We start from the raw sequence: 15838 nt of genomic DNA on the forward strand, positions 1-15838 counted from the left end.
TTAAGCAAAAAATATGGATTTCACAGACTGGCATTCAGTTAATCAACTTGTCACGCCCCAGAATGCGCTTCAGACCTTTATCAAGGAAATCAAGGCAGAATATAATTTTAGCGAGTGTGGGTTATACAGCGTAAATATCAATGACGATACGCTTGAACTCGAGATCGACTCTGGAGAAGGCTCCATATCACTTGAGAGAAAAATAAAAATCAATCATGGATGGATTGGGAAAGCAGCTGCCAATGCTCGGATTATTCATGGAGAGGCGCGTGCAGAGAATGAACGTTATGGTCTTGCTCTACCGCTAGAAATTAATGAAAAACTGGTGGGCGTCTTTTATGCAAGAGGAGATAAGAAGCTTTCAGATCAAGAGATCAAAAAGCTGCAAAACAAAGCCCAGGAATTTTGGAAGTGGCTCGAGTATTTATGGGAAAGGGATGGGCTTCGGCGTCGGGAGAATTCCCTCCTTGGTCTATTGCGCACGGTGAGGGAACTTGTATCCCATGATGATTTGGGAAGAGTCCTAAACCTTGTGGTGAGACAGGCAGCGGAGTCTTTGAGAGCTAAAGTTTCTACTCTACTTCTTTTGGATGAAGATCGGGATGAGCTTTATATCCGATCCGCCTACGGTGACACTGATTCGAAAATTTTACCCGCGCAGCCCATCCACTTATCTAGCGCTGTGGTAAGTGTAGTTGTGAAACGAGGACGTCCTTTGGCTATTCATAATCTGAATGCCGAATTTGCTTATCCATATACTGAATTGTCTCGTGAAGCGCGGTTGGCCTCTCTGCTTTCGGTGCCGTTAAGTTTCGGCGAAGAAGTTTTAGGAGTATTAAATTTATTCACCGGGGAATCTCGACGTTTCGCTAATCATGAAATTAACTGGCTTCAAGGTCTTGCGGATATGGCCGCCGTAGCTGTAGAGAAGATAAAACTCTTTTCTCGCCTCATAGAATTTGAAAATCAACTTCGTCAAAGCGAACGGCTCTCCACGATCGGCCTTCTTGCTGCAGAAGTTGCTCATGAAATTCGAAATCCTCTAATGGTGATGCAAATGTTACTCCATGGGTTAGAAGAAGATTTTCCTAAAGATAGTCCGAGACGCAAAGATATTGAGGTCGTTCAAGAGAAAGCTCAACAGATGAACGAAATAGTAAAACAAATTCTTGGCTTAGCCAAGAGATCTGAGCCGCGACGAGAGCCAGTGCTGATACAGGAAATCATCGAGCGGCTTGTTCACTTCTTGAGGCCGAAATTAGAAGAACAAAGAATCGAAACCGACATTAACATCGCTACAAATCACCAAAAGGTAGCACTTGATCGCACACAGATCGAGCAGGCACTGCTTAATCTTTCGCTTAACGCCATACAAGCTATGCCACAAGGGGGGCGTCTGTCTATACGAGCATCGATTGAGGAAAGTGAGCTCCCTTATCTCCATATAGTAATTGAGGACACTGGCCATGGGATGAGCGAAGATATAAAAGAAAAAATCTTCGATTCATTTTTGACTACTAAAGCTGATGGGAGTGGTCTCGGTATGGCAATCGTCAGGCGGATAGTTGAAAATCATAGAGGAAAAATTGAGGTCGAAAGTCAGCTTGGGAAAGGGACCCGTGTGCGCCTTATTTTGCCTGTTGAGAATTAGATAAAATCAAATTCTTCAGACGATCAGCAGCTTTTTGCACAATCGGCATTCCGTGAGCGAAGCAGATTATGCTTACGTCTAGTTCAAGCAGGGCGCGGGAGGATTCTTTGAGTTGATGTGAGTCTCTACAGTATTTGTCGGGCAAGTAAGTAAAGCCGGTCTGGGGAAGATGGACGAGCGCATCACCTAAGATCAGAGATTGGCTAGCTGGGATATAGTAGGCTGTTTCTCCCAAACCTCCCCCAGTCAAGGGAATTGATAGAAGTTCAGGTGACAAAGGATGAATATCCAAAGTTCCATCGGGTTTTATTTCTAGTTCTGCCAGGGATTCACTCGGAGCGAAGATAGGGATTGAAAATTTACTTCGATACCACTCGGCAGAGCGTGCATGATTTGCGTTAGTCAAGTAAATCGCGTGAGGGCGAACACTCTGTGTTAGCTCCACTAGTGCATCTTCAGCAAGTGGCACGGGATCAAAAAAAACTAGGCCCTTAGGTGAGTTCCAAGCGTGTGAGGATAGATCACATTTCACGCCTGGATCAAATATACTCCAGTAAAAGAGGCATTCGGTGACTTTTTGGTATTCTTGAGCAGCAGGCATGTGGAGATGCCAGAGGCCGTAACAACTCAGAGCAAGTTACCGTTGCTTCCTTTCGGACCTGGCGGGGTTACCCTGTCTGGGTTCTACAACCTCTGGCAGATTTATTTATAATACGAAATTAATCTTTTGCCAAAGATTTATTCTTGACGCATCTCCTCGCGCATGAGCTTTACAGCCTCAAGCTTGATAAAGCGGCCGTTGCCAGTGCTGGCTATAGCTTTGACAAACTCTTCCTCTCTTGGCTTAGCTTTTGCTGTGATATAGTAGACTGCGTGGATGCGAGGAGGGGTCTCAACTGTTTCGTTGAGCTGTTTTATAACGTCCTTTATTTCATCTGCTGTGATGGGAATCGTGTTGCCTTTCTTGTTTGCTTCACCATCAGTAAGGATGTAGATCACCTCGGGGCGCATGGTGTAAGCTAACTTCAAACCTAGATCGGGTCTTGTTTCGCGAGGAGCTTCACGAATCGGATCTTTCCAGTCTCGCATGATTCGCATGATGGTATCACGATCGATTTTGCGGATGGCTTCTGCAGCGGCTTGTTTATTGGCGTCTGTAGCTGGGACAAGTTCGCTTTGCCACTTACCGGCAGCGCCGCTGAAAATAACAAGGCCGAATCGTGTATTGATGCTGACGTTGTTGATTAGATTTATGCATTCCTCTTGGACAAATTTGTAGGCTCCGGGTAATCGATCAAACATGGTGCTGGATACATCAAGGACAAAGACGACAGATCGGCCCTTGTCTTGAATTCCAAAGAATGACATTGTGTCTCCTTCAAACCCTAAATCATCCGGTGTAGAGCGCTCAGCTGTGCCTATCATTTGATTTGGATCTGTAAGCAGTTTGGTAGGATCGATTGGCGTGATTTCATCAATTGGGATTGGTGGAATTTCTGGCAAGGCAAAGTCAGTTGGGCGTAGGCTGGCCAAGCGATCGTCAAACACGGGTTTTTCAATGAAAGAATCCACTTCTGCTGAAATCATTCGTTGCTCGATAATTTTGGGAGGAATAGCGACTGGTTTTTTAGCCACGAAGGTTGCCTCGGGTTGGGCAAAATAACGCGCAACAATGATCACCGTTGCAATGATACCTCCTGCAATATGGATAGCGATACTTACCAGAATTACCGTCGCTAATAGGCTGCGCTTAACGACTTTAAGATTTCCGCTGTTTGTTTGATCTGTGTAGGTGGGTGGAGGAGAAGAAAGGGTGTCGGGCATGTGAGCTTATTCCTCCATGGTTTTACCGGCAAAGGTGACGCCGTCGATGTCGGCTTTAGCACAGACATTCATTACATCGGCGATGCGTTGATGTTTGACGTCATCTTCCGGATCTAGGGTGACGAGAGCTTCGGATCTATTTGCTTTGCAGGCTTGCTTGAATCGTGTGAGTGTAAATAGGAGTTGGGGGAGCTCCTTGCTATCGGGCGTATCAATGGGCATGTCATTGAGTAAGACTTGGCCTGATGCCAAAATTTTAATCCGCTGTTCGTCGGGAATATCTATTGCTTCCTCTTGGGCGACAGTGCCGGGCAACTTCATTCCTAGATCAGCCTCGGGCTTCAGGGGTTTGGAGGATACAAGGAAGAAGATCAACAATAGAAAGACCATGTCGATCATTGGACTCATCGAGATCTCGACATCTTCAGGGCTGCGGCGGGGAAGTCGGACGGCCATAGGGGAAAGATTACTGTTTGTAGGTAGCGAAGATCACCTCGATTGCTCCAGCTTCAGCGGCAGCTTCCATGACTTCTTTAATCCGTCTTGCTGTGGTGCGGGCGTCGGCGCGCACGGAGATTTGTAATGGGGGATGTTCAATAAGACGTTTCTTGAGATAAGCTTTAAAGCCTTTCATATCTACCTCTTTGTCTCCTGTGAAAATGCGGCCTTCTGCGTCGATGTTGATGATCTCACGCCCCTTTTGGTTTTCGACATATTTTGCTGCAGTTGCGATGGGGAGGCGGATTTCAAGTTTCTTTTGTTCAGTGGTGATTTTGCTGGTGACCATGAAGAAAACCAAAAGCAGAAAGACCATATCAATCATCGGCGTGATGTTGACCTTCACGTTTTCTGGTGGTCTTCTTCGGGCGATCATGGTCTAGCTATAGTGGGTCTTTTAGGTGTTGGGCGTTTGAGACGTATCAACGTAGACTGGCGCACGCTGGCCGTCGGGCTGGATTTCTCCTGTGAAAAGGTCGAGCATGTGAGCGAAGGATTTTTGCATGTCTGTGATGATGTTAGTGAGTTGGCTGCGGAAGAAGAAATAGAGAGCGATTGCAGGAATAGCTACGATTAAGCCTCCGGCTGTAGTTAACATGGCTACACCGATGCCTCCGGCGAGATCTTGGGGTTCGGAGCGTCCCATGGAGAGTTTGTCGAAGGCTTCGATCATTCCGACCACGGTGCCGAAGAGGCCGAGCATGGGTGCAAGTTGTGCGCAGACGTTGAGATAATTCACCCAAATGCCGAGTTTAGTTTCTTCGGCGGCGATCGCTTCACCAGCAGCAGATTCCATAGCCGGTTTGTTGAACATATCGCGTCCAAAATTAGCTTTGGCGAGCATAGCTGTTGCGGCGCGACCGAGAGGGGTTGCGCTTGCACGAGCTAGATCGTATGCGGTTTGGACGTCACGCTGGGACATTGCGTCTGTAAGGCTTTTGAGTAAGTGAGGGGGCATGATTGCAGAGCGCCGTATTTGAATCGAGCATAAGACTGTGAAGGCAATCGTGGCGATAGAGGTGAGGAGAATAGCGTGCATCCATGGGCCGCCCTCTTGGTATTTTTGCAGGAGATTTTTTTCGATTACAGGGGGTGGAACTTGCGGTGGTGGATTCTCCTGCGAATGAAGGGTAAGAGGAGATAAGGTGCAGCTTGCGAGGAGGATGGGGATGAGGAGGTGTTTTTTCATAATGGTGTTGTTGTGGGGTTAGTTTTTAGGTTGTTTGGGTTTTTTCTTTTCTTCTTGGAGTTTTTCTCTGTCTTTTTTGGAGAGAAAAGCGGGTCTTTGGCGAGGCGACTCTTGATTTTCGGCAGTCTGGGTTTCGCCTTGAGATAGGGGAGGGGCGGCTTTGTTTTTTTCTGTTTGGTCAGGCATGGGGGATGATTTATCCTGCGTGGTGGGGTCTTCATTATCTTGAGGGGGAGGGTTTTTTATCAAGAAATCCTTTGCTGCAGGTAAGTAGGTGGGGTGAGGGTAGTAGTTAACGATTTCTTGTGCGGCTTTGATTGCTGATTCACGGTCATTCAGGACCATATATATTGAGATGAGCTTGTGGAATGAGCGGGCGACAAGCTCTTGGTGGTCAGGGATGAATACGACAGGGAAGAGTATATTATCAATCGCAGCATCAATCAAAGCGCGTCGTTCGCGCGTTTTTTCGGGCATAATTGACCAACGGGGAAATTCAGTTTCTAGTTCTTTAACTTTTTGAAGTTGGGAAAGGGCGAGAACCCACTTTGATTCTGCGATGAGGTTGAGGTTGTCGGGGGCGGTTTCTGAGAGTTCTTGAGCCAAGTTTAATGCTTTTTCCGTCTCTCCGCGGAGCAGTGCGAGCTGAAGGAGCAGAGGCGCTGTTTTTTCTTTGATGTTTGGTAGCCACGTTTTTTCGGCAACGGTTTGGATAATATTCTCAATGGGGTCAGCTTTTGTGGGATCTTGAAGTTCAAGCATGAGGCGGGCGAGCTGAAGTCCCCACTGCCATGCGTCGGATTCTGGGATGGGGAGGAATGGGCGGCGTTGTTGCCATATTGTTTCTACTGCAGTGATGTTTTGGGGATCTTGTGATAGTAGAAGTTTACGTTCGTCCTCTGATGGGGTGAATGTGAGTTTTTCGATGAGATTTAGGTCGTAGGTAAGGATGGCAGAGCCTGCACCGATTTGTTTTTCAAAGTGGACTTGATTTTTATCAAGCTTAAGGATTCGCCCTGTTTCTTCTTGGCCTGATTTTAGAAGAATTTTGTCGTTTTGGGAGTGGAGATAGATGGGGCAAAATGATAATAGGGCAAGGAATAGGGAAGCGCGGGAAGCTTGGAGTAGTGGGGGTTGAGAGCGGTAGGGGAAGAAGTGGGGCATAACGGTTATCCCTCGAGTTCGCGCAAGCGGTTTTGGGCTAAGATATAGGTCTCTTGATCTTTGAGATGCTCTTGCTCGATGAATTCTTGGTAGGTCTGGCGAGCCTCTTGTATCATTTTGAGTTGTTCAAAGGCTTGACCACTTTGCCAATAGGCGTGAGCAACTGCTTGTGTGTAGCGGCCATACATAATGTAGATGCGTTGGTAATAAGGGATTGCTTTGTCAGGTTTATTGAGGGTCATGTAGGCATCACCGATACCTTTCAGGGCGATCACAGAGGGTAATCCTCGAGCGTTGGGCGCTTTGAGTAGAGCTTCATAGGTAGCAATGGCTTCTGGGTATTGTTTTTTTTCGATTAAGATTTCTGCTTTGGCTTGGAGGACTTGCGGGAGTAGAGCGGACTGGATGGATTCTTTTTCAAATCGAGCAAACCATGTCAAAGCTTCTTGGTTGCGACTTTGTGCGCGGGCGATTAAGCCGAGCCCTGCAAAGGCGCGATCGCGGTGGCGGGAGAGGGGGTGCCATTTGAGTAAATCATTGTAGACCGCAGCTGCTCGATCCAGGCGTTTATCTTCTCGGAGTCGATCTGCATAATCGGCAAGGAGTAGTGGGTTGGCGAGGTCGGGGGGGATGATTTCGCCGGCTTTTAAGAGCAGAAGGCGGGCTCGCTCAGGTTCACGGCGGTTGATGATTTTACTGTGTGCCCAGAGGAGGCGTGCGGCAAAGACGTTTTGTTTTTCTTCGATTGCTTTCTGGGTAAGGGATGAGAGTTCTTCATCTAGTTTTTTACGGTCTTCGTCGCTGCGATATAGGCGGGCGAGGCTGGTGAGGAGCTCTTCTACGCCGGAGTTGTTGGGATCGTTGCCGTGCTTGAGGATACCTTGCCAGTAGATTTTTCTGGCTTCTTGGATCTGATCGCGAGCTTGATAGATTTTGGCGACTTGAAGTAAGGCTTCTGGCACGCGTGGGCTGTCGGGGAAAATTTCGGGGAATTTTTTGAAATGCTCTAGGAAGGCGTCTTCGAGTTCGAGGGCTTTGAGGCCTTTTCCTATTTGGAAGTAGGCTTGTTCGGCTAGACGGCGGTTTGTGTTGGAGATTTTTCTGAAGCGATTTAGGCCTGCTTCAATATTTGCGATGGCAAAATAAGATTCTCCGAGGGTGTAAAGGGCTTGGTCTACGCGGGAGCCACGGGGGAATTTTTGGAGAAAAGCTTCGAGCTCGGTGATGGCTTTTTCAAAGTTGAGTTCAGCAAAGTATGAGTAAGCTTGGAGGAAAGCGATGTCGGATTGAAAAGCTCCGTTTGGGAAGGTTTTGAAATAGAGTGCGCAGGCGGCACGTGTGGCGGGATAGTCTTTGTTGTAGTTGTGGGATTGGGCGAGCCAGAAGATTGCATTCTCGAGCAGAGGTGATTTGGGGTAGAGTGTGGGGAACGGCTCAAAATGGGCAACTGCTTCAGCATATTTTTCTTGGAGCAGTTTTGAATAACCAAGGAGGAAATAGACGCGATCTGATTGAGGGAAGTCTTTGTATTGGTTGTGTATGGTTTCGAATGTTTTTTCAGCATCATTATAGAGCTTGGCTTGGAGCTGGGCTTCTCCTTTTGCAAAGAGGATTGAGGGGAGGTATTTGCTTTTAGGGAAGCGGGTGATGAATTGATCCGCTGCGATGATTGCGCGGTCTGTTCGGCCGATGTTGCTGTAGCAAGCTGTAAGGCGAAAGAGGGTCTCTTCGAGTAAGGGGCCGTCAGGAAGGTTGCGAGCCATGGTTTCGATCCAGAGGGCGGCTTCGCGGAAACGTTCTAGCTTGAAGTAGGCTTGCATGACGCGAAGGCTGAGGGCTGAGTCGTATTCTTGGATTTTGGAGAAGGATTCGAGGTCGCGATTAATTTGGTTTAGGGCATTTTCTATTTCTAGGACTTGAGAGGCAGCAGATGGGTTTCCACGGAGGCGGGTGAGTTGATTTTCCAGGGATTGTTTGTGTTCTTCTTGTCGGGTGAGGATTCTTTTTTTAGGCCATATTTTTTGTAGGACTAGAAGGGCTTCTCTATTGCGGTTGAGTGAGAGTAGGCGATCGCTGAGCTTGAGGCCTAGCATGTGAAAGGTAGCGAGAGTATCAAGCTGGGGGAGTCGTTGGTGGGTTTCAAGGAAGGCTTGGATGGCGGCGTTGTCGTTTTCGAGTTGAATTTGGCAGTATAGGCGGATCAGCGCAGCGCGGTGGTGGATGGCTGTTGTGCCGGCGTCTTTTAATTCTGTGAGGATAGGGATGGCGGATTGATATTGTTCCTCAGCTATGAAGCTTGTGGCTTTGAGGAAGTAAAGGAACAGCGCTTTGGGACTTTGCGGAAACTTTTTTAGAAAAGCATCAATATCATCGCGAGCGTGTTTGTATTGTTCCTCCTGAAGGTGTGCAATTGTGCGCCAGAAGCGAATGTCCTCAAGGAATTTGCTTTCTGGATATTTCTCGAGAAAAGATTCAGAGCCTTCGATTACCTCATTCCATTTTTTGTTGTAACCTTGGGCTTGAATGAGGAATGCGGAGATGGTCTCTAGGTGAGGTTGGGCTTCTTTGCTTTTGCCGAAGTCTTGAAGGAAGCGTTGAAGTAAGCTTTCGGCTTCAACGAAGTTGCCAGCTCGGAAGGCGTCGAAGCCTTTTTTGATCATTTCGTCGGCGACTAAGGAGGAAGGGTTGGTTTGGGAGAGGATTGAAGATTCGGAAAGTGTTAGCAGGAAGCAGAGCAGTAAAGTGCGGGCAGAGTTCGCTAGGAACTGGTGCATTGAGAAGATTAATAACTGAATGGATGCGTTTGGGAATAGGCTTTTGTGTAAAAATTTTGTCATGGAATTGATCTTCCAAGCGGTTGAGAAAGCTGAGTGTTGACAAGGGGTAGAAAAGTCCTAGCAATCGTGTTGGTTTTTTGTCAATTATGCGTAAATGCGTAAAATTCATTAGTGCTCGCCCTGTGTTGATAGCTGCACTGATAGGGTTAGGATTGATCAGTTGTGGGGAGCCATCGTCATCCCAGCAGAAAAAGCAAGCGACGACACCGATTGTTGTCGCTGGGCCTCCTCCTGAGGGGACGCCGATTGATTGGTCAGTTTTTGCGCCGATAGGTAATCCTGACGCTATATATGCCGGAGATGTTACTCCGATGCTTGCGGAGGTGGGAGCGGATTTTTGCCGGGTTTTTACAAATGGGGCAGAGAGGATCATAGGTAACGCTCCACCTAATCCACCGCCGGCTTTAGGAGGGAGGCGGATTATAATAAAGGTGCAAGGTAGGGAGTGTCAGAGTTTCTTTTTTACGCACGCACCGAGTCGGATTGTTTATAAGGTTCCAGAGGGGGTAAAGCGCTTCACTGCTATTGGCACTATGCCCGAAGAAATTCATGAATCGGAGGGGACGTGGTCTTATATTGTCAAGATTAACGATCAGAAGGTATTTGAGACACCGTGGTTAGTGCATGCCAAGCAGAAATATTGGCTTATTGATGTGCCTATCCCAAGTCATGCCAAGACAATTCAGCTCATTGTGCATGAGGGGAATAATAAGTTTTGCGATAACGCCGTTTGGGCTTGGCCTTATTTTCACAAATAATCTGTGTGGGATTTATTCCTTGAGAAGGGCTGCTGCTTCTAGGGCAAAATAGGTGAGGATAAATTGCGCTCCTGCTCTTCGGATGGCATAGAGGGATTCGAGGATGGCTTGGGAGCGGTCTATCCAGCCGGCTTGAGCGGTGGCGCAGATTTGAAGATATTCGCCTGAGACTTGATAAGCCGCAACGGGGAGGTGTGTGAGTTGTCGGAGTCGGAAGATGATGTCGAGGTAGTGGCCGGCGGGTTTAACTAAGAGTGCATCAGCTCCTTCTTCGACGTCAAGGAGAGCATCGCGCAGAGCTTCAGTAGGGTTGGTGTAGGGAAGTTGGTAGGTTTTCTTATCCAGTGCAAGGGTGCCGGCGGCTGTATCGCTGCCGATGGCGTTTCTGAATGGTCCATAGAAAGCAGAGGCGAATTTAGCACTATAGGATAGGATGCAGGTCTGTGTGTAGCCGGCTTGGTCGAGGGTGTCTCGGATGAATTTTACTCTGCCATCCATCATATCTGATGGGGCGACCCAGGTCGCGCCGGCTTGAGCTTGAAGGAGGGCCTGTTGGGCTAGTATTTCAAGCGTGGCATCGTTGTCTACTTGGCCTTTGGAGTCGAGGAGTCCGTCGTGTCCGTGAGAGGTGTAGGGGTCAAGGGCGACATCTGTGATGATGATGAGTTCGGGGAAACGTTGACGGAGGAAACGTGTGGCTCGCAATATCAAGGTGTCTGGATCTAGGGCGTGAGCGGCGTCTGGTGTTTTTTTGTCGGCGAGTAAACAAGGGAAGAGCGCTACAGCGACAATTCCTTTTGAAAGGGCTTGTGTGATGATAGGGGGAAGTTCTTCGATGAGGTAACGTTGTTGATCTGGCAAGGCGTCGATCGCAGGGCTTTGGCCTGGGGATTCTCGGATGAAAAGGGGGAGAACGAGTTGACTGGGGTGGAGTCGGGTTTCTTGGAGTAAAGCGCGTTGAGAGGCATTTAGTCTTGCGCGTCGTGGGCGAATGGGGAGTGGGAACATAGAATGGGGGTTGCGTGAAAATTTTTTTATTTGAGGTGGTGGTTTGAGGTGTGTGGAGGATTTATCTTTGTAGTGAAGTATGGGCTGAGAGTGGTTAGAAGGCTGGTTGTAAGATTATTAAACGTCATGTTGACTCTCAAGCCTGCAGCTTCTGGGTGACCACCGCCGCCGAGTGAAGCGGCGACGAGTGAGACATCAATTTTGCCTCGTGATCGGAGGCTAGCTCGCTGAGTGTTGGTATCTATGGTCTCAATTAAAATGGCTATTTCGATGTCGCGTATGGCTTGTAGTGGCTCGAGGATATTTTCTGTATCTTCTGGGCGGGCACCGTGGCGTGTGAGGAGCTCGGGTGTGATGTGGCAGACCACGACCTGGTTATCGAAGTAGTAGCGAGCTTGGGAGAAGATTTCCTGCTGGAGTTTGAATCGGGTTAGTGGGTGATTGAGGAAGCATTGAGTGGCAAGGAAGGAGGGATTGGCGCCAGCTGCAGTAAGGGCTGCTGCAGCGGAGAGTGTGCGGGGTGAGGTCTGACGATAGCGGAAGGAGCCTGTATCGGTCATGATACCGACGTAGAGGTTAGTGGCGACGGGCTCCGTTAGGGGTAGGGATAGTGGATGCAAGAGTTCGTATATGATCTCTGATGTTGCGGCTGCGTGCGGGGATATCAGGTTTATCTCTGCGAATTGTGTATTGCTGATGTGGTGGTCAATGTTGAGATCCACTTTTCGTCCCCAGGTCTGAAAGGTGTCTCCGAGTCGAGGGAGTGTGGAGGTATCGACGGCAATGATAGCGGCATCGGTGTCGGGAGGTTGGAGAGGGGAGGGGATGAGTATTTTTCTACTACCTGGAAGGAATTGGTATGATTGATGAAGGCCATCTTGAAAATAGACTTGGGTGGTCTTGCCAATCTCTTCGAGCGCTAGAGCTAGTCCTAATGCGCTTCCGTAGGCATCGCCATCGGGTCTGACGTGACTGAATACGATGAAGGTGTGATGTTTTTCAATGAGACTTTGGATTTGGGGTAGAGGTGGGCTCATGCGATGTCGTCATGTTTATTTATGAAGGAGTGCAGGCTGAATGTCGACACATGTGTGTAGTGAGTGGACGGTTAGTAGTGGCGGCTTGTCAACAAGGGGTATATCAGGCATAGAGACAAGCTCAAAACGTTTATTATGGAATCTTTGTTGTTGAACTATGGGATAGACTTATCTGTGGTCTGCGCGATAGGTGCGATCTTAGTGGCTCTTGTTCTCTCTTGGGAAATTTATCGTATGGATCGAGGTAGCCAACTTATGCAAGAAATTGCTCAATCGATCGAAGAGGGGGCTAGGGCTTACTTAAACAGGCAGTTTAAGACGATCGCGATTATTTCAGCCTGTCTTTTTGTTGTAATTGTGCTTGTGCGGTCATGGGCGGCAGGGGTGGGGTTTTTAATTGGTGCAGGGTGTTCGCTCGCTGCAGGCTTTATCGGGATGCGAGTGGCTGTGCTTTCGAACGTGCGGACGGCACAAGGTGCTGCGTCGGGGCTCTCTCGTGCTCTTAGGGTGGCCTTTAGTGGGGGTGCGGTTACGGGCTTGCTCGTTGTTGGGTTGGCTCTATTGGCGGTCGGTGTGTTCTACAAAATATGCGAGGAGAATCTAGGTAAGGTAGAGTTGATAACGTCGTTGATCGGATTAGCATTGGGGAGCAGTTTGATTAGTGTATTTGCGCGTCTAGGCGGCGGCATATATACGAAGGCTGCAGATGTGGGGGCCGATTTGGTTGGAAAGATTGAACAAAACTTGCATGAGGATGATCCGAGGAATCCTGCGACGATCGCTGACAATGTCGGGGATAATGTGGGAGATTGTGCGGGGATGGCGGCAGATGTGTTTGAAACTTATGTGGTGAGCTTGATAGGTGCGATAGTAATTGCTCATTTGACGCTTTCGGCTGACATTCCTTCGATTGTCTTTCCTTTTTTGATGTGTGCGGCATCGGTAATCGGGGCATTGTCTGGTATCCTTTTTGTGAGGAAAGCAAAGGGGGGGGTGACGCAGGTGTTGATAAATAGTGTGGTGATCAGTGGGGTAGTTTCTGGGCTTCTTATTTTACCTATGGCTGTGGTGATCTTTCCTGGGAAGTGGCTTGGGATATATGGTTGCGCGTTAATAGGACTAGTGATGACGGCGATCGTTGTATGGCTTACGAATTACTACACATCGACCCATCATCGGCCGGTAAGGCGCGTTGCGGAGTCTAGCGAGACTGGACATGCTACTAATATTATTGCTGGACTTTCGTTAGGAATGCGAGCGACGGCGTTGCCGGTGCTCTGTGTATGTGGGGCGATAGCAGCGACGCATCAATTAGCAGGGCTTTATGGGATCGCCATTGCCGTAATGAGTATGCTGAGTATGGCGGGGATTATTATTTCCTTAGATGCATATGGACCGATTACAGATAACGCAGGGGGATTAGCCGTAATGAGTGGGATGAAGGCTGAAGTTCGCAAAATCACTGATGAACTCGATGCGGTAGGGAATACTATGAAAGCTGTAACGAAAGGCTACGCCATCGCTTCCGCAGGTCTAGCGGCATTGGTGCTTTTCGGCTCCTATGTGCAAGAGCTTATTTTTTATCTCGAGACCAGCCGGGGAGTAATCATCGGGCAAATGCAGTTCTCCTTGATGGACCCTAAAATCATTATTGGTCTTTTTATCGGGGGGATGATTCCCTATCTATTTACTGCTATGAGTATGGAAGCTGTGGGGAAAGCGGCTGGAGCAATTGTTAAAGAGGTCCGACGTCAAATCGCGGATCGCCCTGGGATTCTTAAGGCTGAGGATAGGCCTGACTATGGGCGGTGTGTGGATATTGTGACGCGCGCAGCGCTGTGGGAGATGGTGACGCCTGCGTTGTTGCCAGTGGCTGCTGTGGTCTTAGTGGCAGCCGTTCCTTGGCTTGGTGCCCAAGCTTTGGGTGCGGTGTTGGTTGGCACGATAGTGACTGGTTTATTTTTGGGACTTTCAATGACTTCCAGCGGTGGAGCGTGGGATAACGCTAAAAAGTTCATTGAAGAGGGACAATTCGGCGGTAAAGGCTCAGCAGCGCATGCAGCAGCGGTGACCGGGGATACCGTCGGCGATCCCTATAAGGACACCGCAGGCCCTGCCGTAAATCCGATGATCAAGGTGGTGAATGTTGTTGCTATTTTTATCATCCCGATTTTCTTTAAGTAATCAGCCCAAACTACCATGCATAGAGAATTGCGAAGGGGGGGACAATTTTTAATCATCGGTATTCCAGGCCCTAATTTAGACGACGAGACGCGCCGCATCATAGACCAGGTGCAACCTTCAGGTTTTATTCTCTTTGGAAGGAATATCAAAAACCCTGAGCAATTGCATAAGCTTATCCTTGATTTACGAGACTCCGTTGAGCATGAACCCATCATCACTATCGATCAAGAAGGTGGACGGGTCTCTAGATTAAAAGAAATCGGGCAGGAGCCACCCAGCGTAAAACAACTCCGTGATAAGGGCGATATGCACCTGTTTGAACGTCATGGACACCTTACAGGACGTATTTTGAGGCTTTTTGGATTTAACTTAAATCTCTGTCCGGTCTTAGACGTCTCTTTCGATGACGAAGCTGACAATTCCCTTCGCAACCGCACTTTCGGCCGCAATGCTGTAGAGGTTCTTGCGCGCGCCCGCGTTTTTACTGAAGCTATGCGGGGTGAGGGGATCCTAAGTTGCGGCAAACATTTTCCTAGCTACGCCAGTGCACAGGTGGATCCTCATCATCATTTACCAGAGATTCACCGAACGGAGATGGAATTGGAGTCATGTGAATGGATTCCGTTCAGAGAATTAGCTGCAGATGGGCAGCTCGATAGCATTATGATCGGGCACATTCGAAATCGTAACTTAGATCCTTCTGGAATGGTCTCTACATTATCTAAGAGAGTAGTGCAAGGTATCTTGAGAGATAAGTGGGGATATGACGGTTGTGTCATCACTGATGATATGGATATGGGAGCTATTCTAAATGAGTATCCCTTTGAAGATTCTATAAAATTAGCTATCGCTGCTGGTAATGACCTAATTCTAATATGTCATAGAACCAGCTTGGCTGTTAACGCTGCGAAATGCCTTTCTGCCCTATCTGAGGAAGAGACACAACATTCTATTCGTAGAATCGCTAAAATGCGCAAAAAACTCGCCCCGCCTTATCCTTTCAGTTTAGAGTGCTTTCACGAAATTGATCAGCAAATCTGGCAGCTGCGAGTCGATACACTAGGCGAAGCTCAAGCCGCTTTGCGATCGCCTGATGACGGTAAACGTTCTCCAGTGGAAATTTATTGAGTTGAATTTGTTACTTTTGAGGTATAGCTTGTAGATTATGCGTAGATCTATTCATTTTGCATTTTTAGCAATGATAATTTTACTGCAAAGCTCCTCTTTGAATGCTCAGTATGAGGCAAAGGTCAGTAGTGTGAATGGAGCCGTCCAATATCAAGCACCCGGTTCTAAGATATTTCAGCCACTCAAGGTCAATCAGAAACTAATGCCCGGCACAACTATCAAGACTGGAGCCTCTTCAAATGCGATAATTTTGACAGTCCCAGGAGCAGGCATGCACATCGCTGAAAATACGACTATTGTGCTTACGGAATACAGCTTTAACCCTAATGCGAAAGAAGGTCCGCAGCGGAAAACCCTTGTAGATCTCAGATCTGGCACAGTTAGTGCCCTTATTAATAAAGATATATCATCTCAAACTGACTTTAAGATCAAAACCCCACAAGGGACAGCATCGGCACGAGGCACATTCTATGGTGTAACATACGACGGAAAGAAAACTTACGTCGCTGTGAAGGAAGGTAAAGTAGGCGTTTCTCAAATCAGTAAAAAACGATAAGCTA

General features: G+C 48.1%; 14 protein-coding genes and 1 other RNA gene. 5 read left to right on the forward strand and 10 right to left on the reverse strand.

The annotated features are described in order from the left end of the window. The first annotated feature begins 13 nt into the window (after positions 1-13). The gene (locus NZM04_03040) at positions 14-1651 is read left to right on the forward strand and encodes an ATP-binding protein (protein MCS7063017.1); all 1638 of its coding nucleotides are present in this window, start codon (positions 14-16) and stop codon (positions 1649-1651) included. On the opposite strand, the gene NZM04_03045 is transcribed toward NZM04_03040, so the two are convergent. From NZM04_03045 to NZM04_03080, 8 genes are all read right to left on the reverse strand, one after another. Beyond that, positions 1629-2252 (reverse strand): hypothetical protein, encoded by a 624-nt coding sequence (locus tag NZM04_03045; GenBank protein ID MCS7063018.1) that lies wholly within the window; start codon positions 2250-2252, stop codon positions 1629-1631. The two genes, NZM04_03040 and NZM04_03045, sit on opposite strands and share 23 nt — an antisense overlap. 4 nt (positions 2253-2256) lie before the next feature. Beyond that, positions 2257-2350: signal recognition particle sRNA small type (ffs, locus tag NZM04_03050), an RNA gene on the reverse strand. A 39-nt stretch (positions 2351-2389) separates the two neighbouring features. Next, complete coding sequence (locus NZM04_03055) at positions 2390-3475, reverse strand: VWA domain-containing protein (protein ID MCS7063019.1); 1086 nt, start codon at positions 3473-3475, stop codon at positions 2390-2392. 6 nt (positions 3476-3481) lie between these two features. After that, positions 3482-3931, reverse strand: a complete 450-nt coding sequence (locus NZM04_03060) for a biopolymer transporter ExbD (GenBank protein MCS7063020.1) — start codon at positions 3929-3931, stop codon at positions 3482-3484. A 10-nt stretch (positions 3932-3941) separates the two neighbouring features. After that, positions 3942-4349, reverse strand: a complete 408-nt coding sequence (locus NZM04_03065; GenBank protein ID MCS7063021.1) for a biopolymer transporter ExbD — start codon at positions 4347-4349, stop codon at positions 3942-3944. Positions 4350-4370: 21 nt separating this feature from the next. Then, the gene (locus NZM04_03070; protein MCS7063022.1) at positions 4371-5162 is read right to left on the reverse strand and encodes a MotA/TolQ/ExbB proton channel family protein; all 792 of its coding nucleotides are present in this window, start codon (positions 5160-5162) and stop codon (positions 4371-4373) included. 18 nt (positions 5163-5180) lie between these two features. Beyond that, positions 5181-6326, reverse strand: coding sequence for a hypothetical protein (locus tag NZM04_03075; protein MCS7063023.1), 1146 nt, complete (start codon positions 6324-6326; stop codon positions 5181-5183). Between the two features lie 5 nt (positions 6327-6331). Beyond that, positions 6332-9100 carry a tetratricopeptide repeat protein gene (locus tag NZM04_03080; protein ID MCS7063024.1) on the reverse strand — a complete coding sequence of 923 codons (2769 nt, stop codon included), beginning with the start codon at positions 9098-9100 and terminating at the stop codon, positions 6332-6334. A 149-nt stretch (positions 9101-9249) separates the two neighbouring features. On the opposite strand from NZM04_03080, the gene NZM04_03085 reads away from it, so the two are divergent. Then, positions 9250-9921: an NPCBM/NEW2 domain-containing protein gene (locus NZM04_03085; GenBank protein MCS7063025.1), complete on the forward strand. Its 672-nt coding sequence runs from the start codon at positions 9250-9252 to the stop codon at positions 9919-9921. Positions 9922-9933: 12 nt separating this feature from the next. Here NZM04_03085 and hemB read toward each other — a convergent pair whose 3' ends face one another. Then, positions 9934-10929, reverse strand: a complete 996-nt coding sequence (gene hemB, locus NZM04_03090) for a porphobilinogen synthase (protein ID MCS7063026.1) — start codon at positions 10927-10929, stop codon at positions 9934-9936. 26 nt (positions 10930-10955) lie between these two features. Continuing rightward, the gene (locus NZM04_03095; protein MCS7063027.1) at positions 10956-11966 is read right to left on the reverse strand and encodes a bifunctional oligoribonuclease/PAP phosphatase NrnA; all 1011 of its coding nucleotides are present in this window, start codon (positions 11964-11966) and stop codon (positions 10956-10958) included. A 135-nt stretch (positions 11967-12101) separates the two neighbouring features. Here NZM04_03095 and NZM04_03100 point away from each other — a divergent pair, with 135 nt between their 5' ends. The 3 genes from NZM04_03100 to NZM04_03110 all read left to right on the forward strand — a co-directional run bounded on the left by NZM04_03100 (position 12102) and on the right by NZM04_03110 (position 15834). Further along, entirely contained in the window at positions 12102-14150 is a 2049-nt protein-coding gene (locus tag NZM04_03100; GenBank protein MCS7063028.1) for a sodium-translocating pyrophosphatase, read from the forward strand. Positions 14151-14165: 15 nt separating this feature from the next. After that, positions 14166-15278, forward strand: coding sequence for a glycoside hydrolase family 3 protein (locus NZM04_03105; GenBank protein MCS7063029.1), 1113 nt, complete (start codon positions 14166-14168; stop codon positions 15276-15278). Positions 15279-15375: 97 nt separating this feature from the next. Then, complete coding sequence (locus NZM04_03110; protein ID MCS7063030.1) at positions 15376-15834, forward strand: FecR family protein; 459 nt, start codon at positions 15376-15378, stop codon at positions 15832-15834. The last annotated feature ends 4 nt before the right edge of the window (positions 15835-15838 follow it).

This window comes from Candidatus Methylacidiphilales bacterium (genome assembly GCA_025056655.1).
GTDB lineage: Bacteria > Verrucomicrobiota > Verrucomicrobiia > Methylacidiphilales > JANWVL01 > JANWVL01.

What these genes read in the sequence shown, in the direction of transcription:
- NZM04_03040 (MCS7063017.1), top strand. Translation starts at nt 14, where the DNA reads ATGGATTTCACAGACTGGCATTCAGTTAATCAACTTGTCACGCCCCAG.
- NZM04_03045 (MCS7063018.1), bottom strand. Translation starts at nt 2,252, where the DNA reads ATGCCTGCTGCTCAAGAATACCAAAAAGTCACCGAATGCCTCTTTTAC.
- NZM04_03055 (MCS7063019.1), bottom strand. Translation starts at nt 3,475, where the DNA reads ATGCCCGACACCCTTTCTTCTCCTCCACCCACCTACACAGATCAAACA.
- NZM04_03060 (MCS7063020.1), bottom strand. Translation starts at nt 3,931, where the DNA reads ATGGCCGTCCGACTTCCCCGCCGCAGCCCTGAAGATGTCGAGATCTCG.
- NZM04_03065 (MCS7063021.1), bottom strand. Translation starts at nt 4,349, where the DNA reads ATGATCGCCCGAAGAAGACCACCAGAAAACGTGAAGGTCAACATCACG.
- NZM04_03070 (MCS7063022.1), bottom strand. Translation starts at nt 5,162, where the DNA reads ATGAAAAAACACCTCCTCATCCCCATCCTCCTCGCAAGCTGCACCTTA.
- NZM04_03075 (MCS7063023.1), bottom strand. Translation starts at nt 6,326, where the DNA reads ATGCCCCACTTCTTCCCCTACCGCTCTCAACCCCCACTACTCCAAGCT.
- NZM04_03080 (MCS7063024.1), bottom strand. Translation starts at nt 9,100, where the DNA reads ATGCACCAGTTCCTAGCGAACTCTGCCCGCACTTTACTGCTCTGCTTC.
- NZM04_03085 (MCS7063025.1), top strand. Translation starts at nt 9,250, where the DNA reads ATGCGTAAATGCGTAAAATTCATTAGTGCTCGCCCTGTGTTGATAGCT.
- hemB (MCS7063026.1), bottom strand. Translation starts at nt 10,929, where the DNA reads ATGTTCCCACTCCCCATTCGCCCACGACGCGCAAGACTAAATGCCTCT.
- NZM04_03095 (MCS7063027.1), bottom strand. Translation starts at nt 11,966, where the DNA reads ATGAGCCCACCTCTACCCCAAATCCAAAGTCTCATTGAAAAACATCAC.
- NZM04_03100 (MCS7063028.1), top strand. Translation starts at nt 12,102, where the DNA reads ATGGAATCTTTGTTGTTGAACTATGGGATAGACTTATCTGTGGTCTGC.
- NZM04_03105 (MCS7063029.1), top strand. Translation starts at nt 14,166, where the DNA reads ATGCATAGAGAATTGCGAAGGGGGGGACAATTTTTAATCATCGGTATT.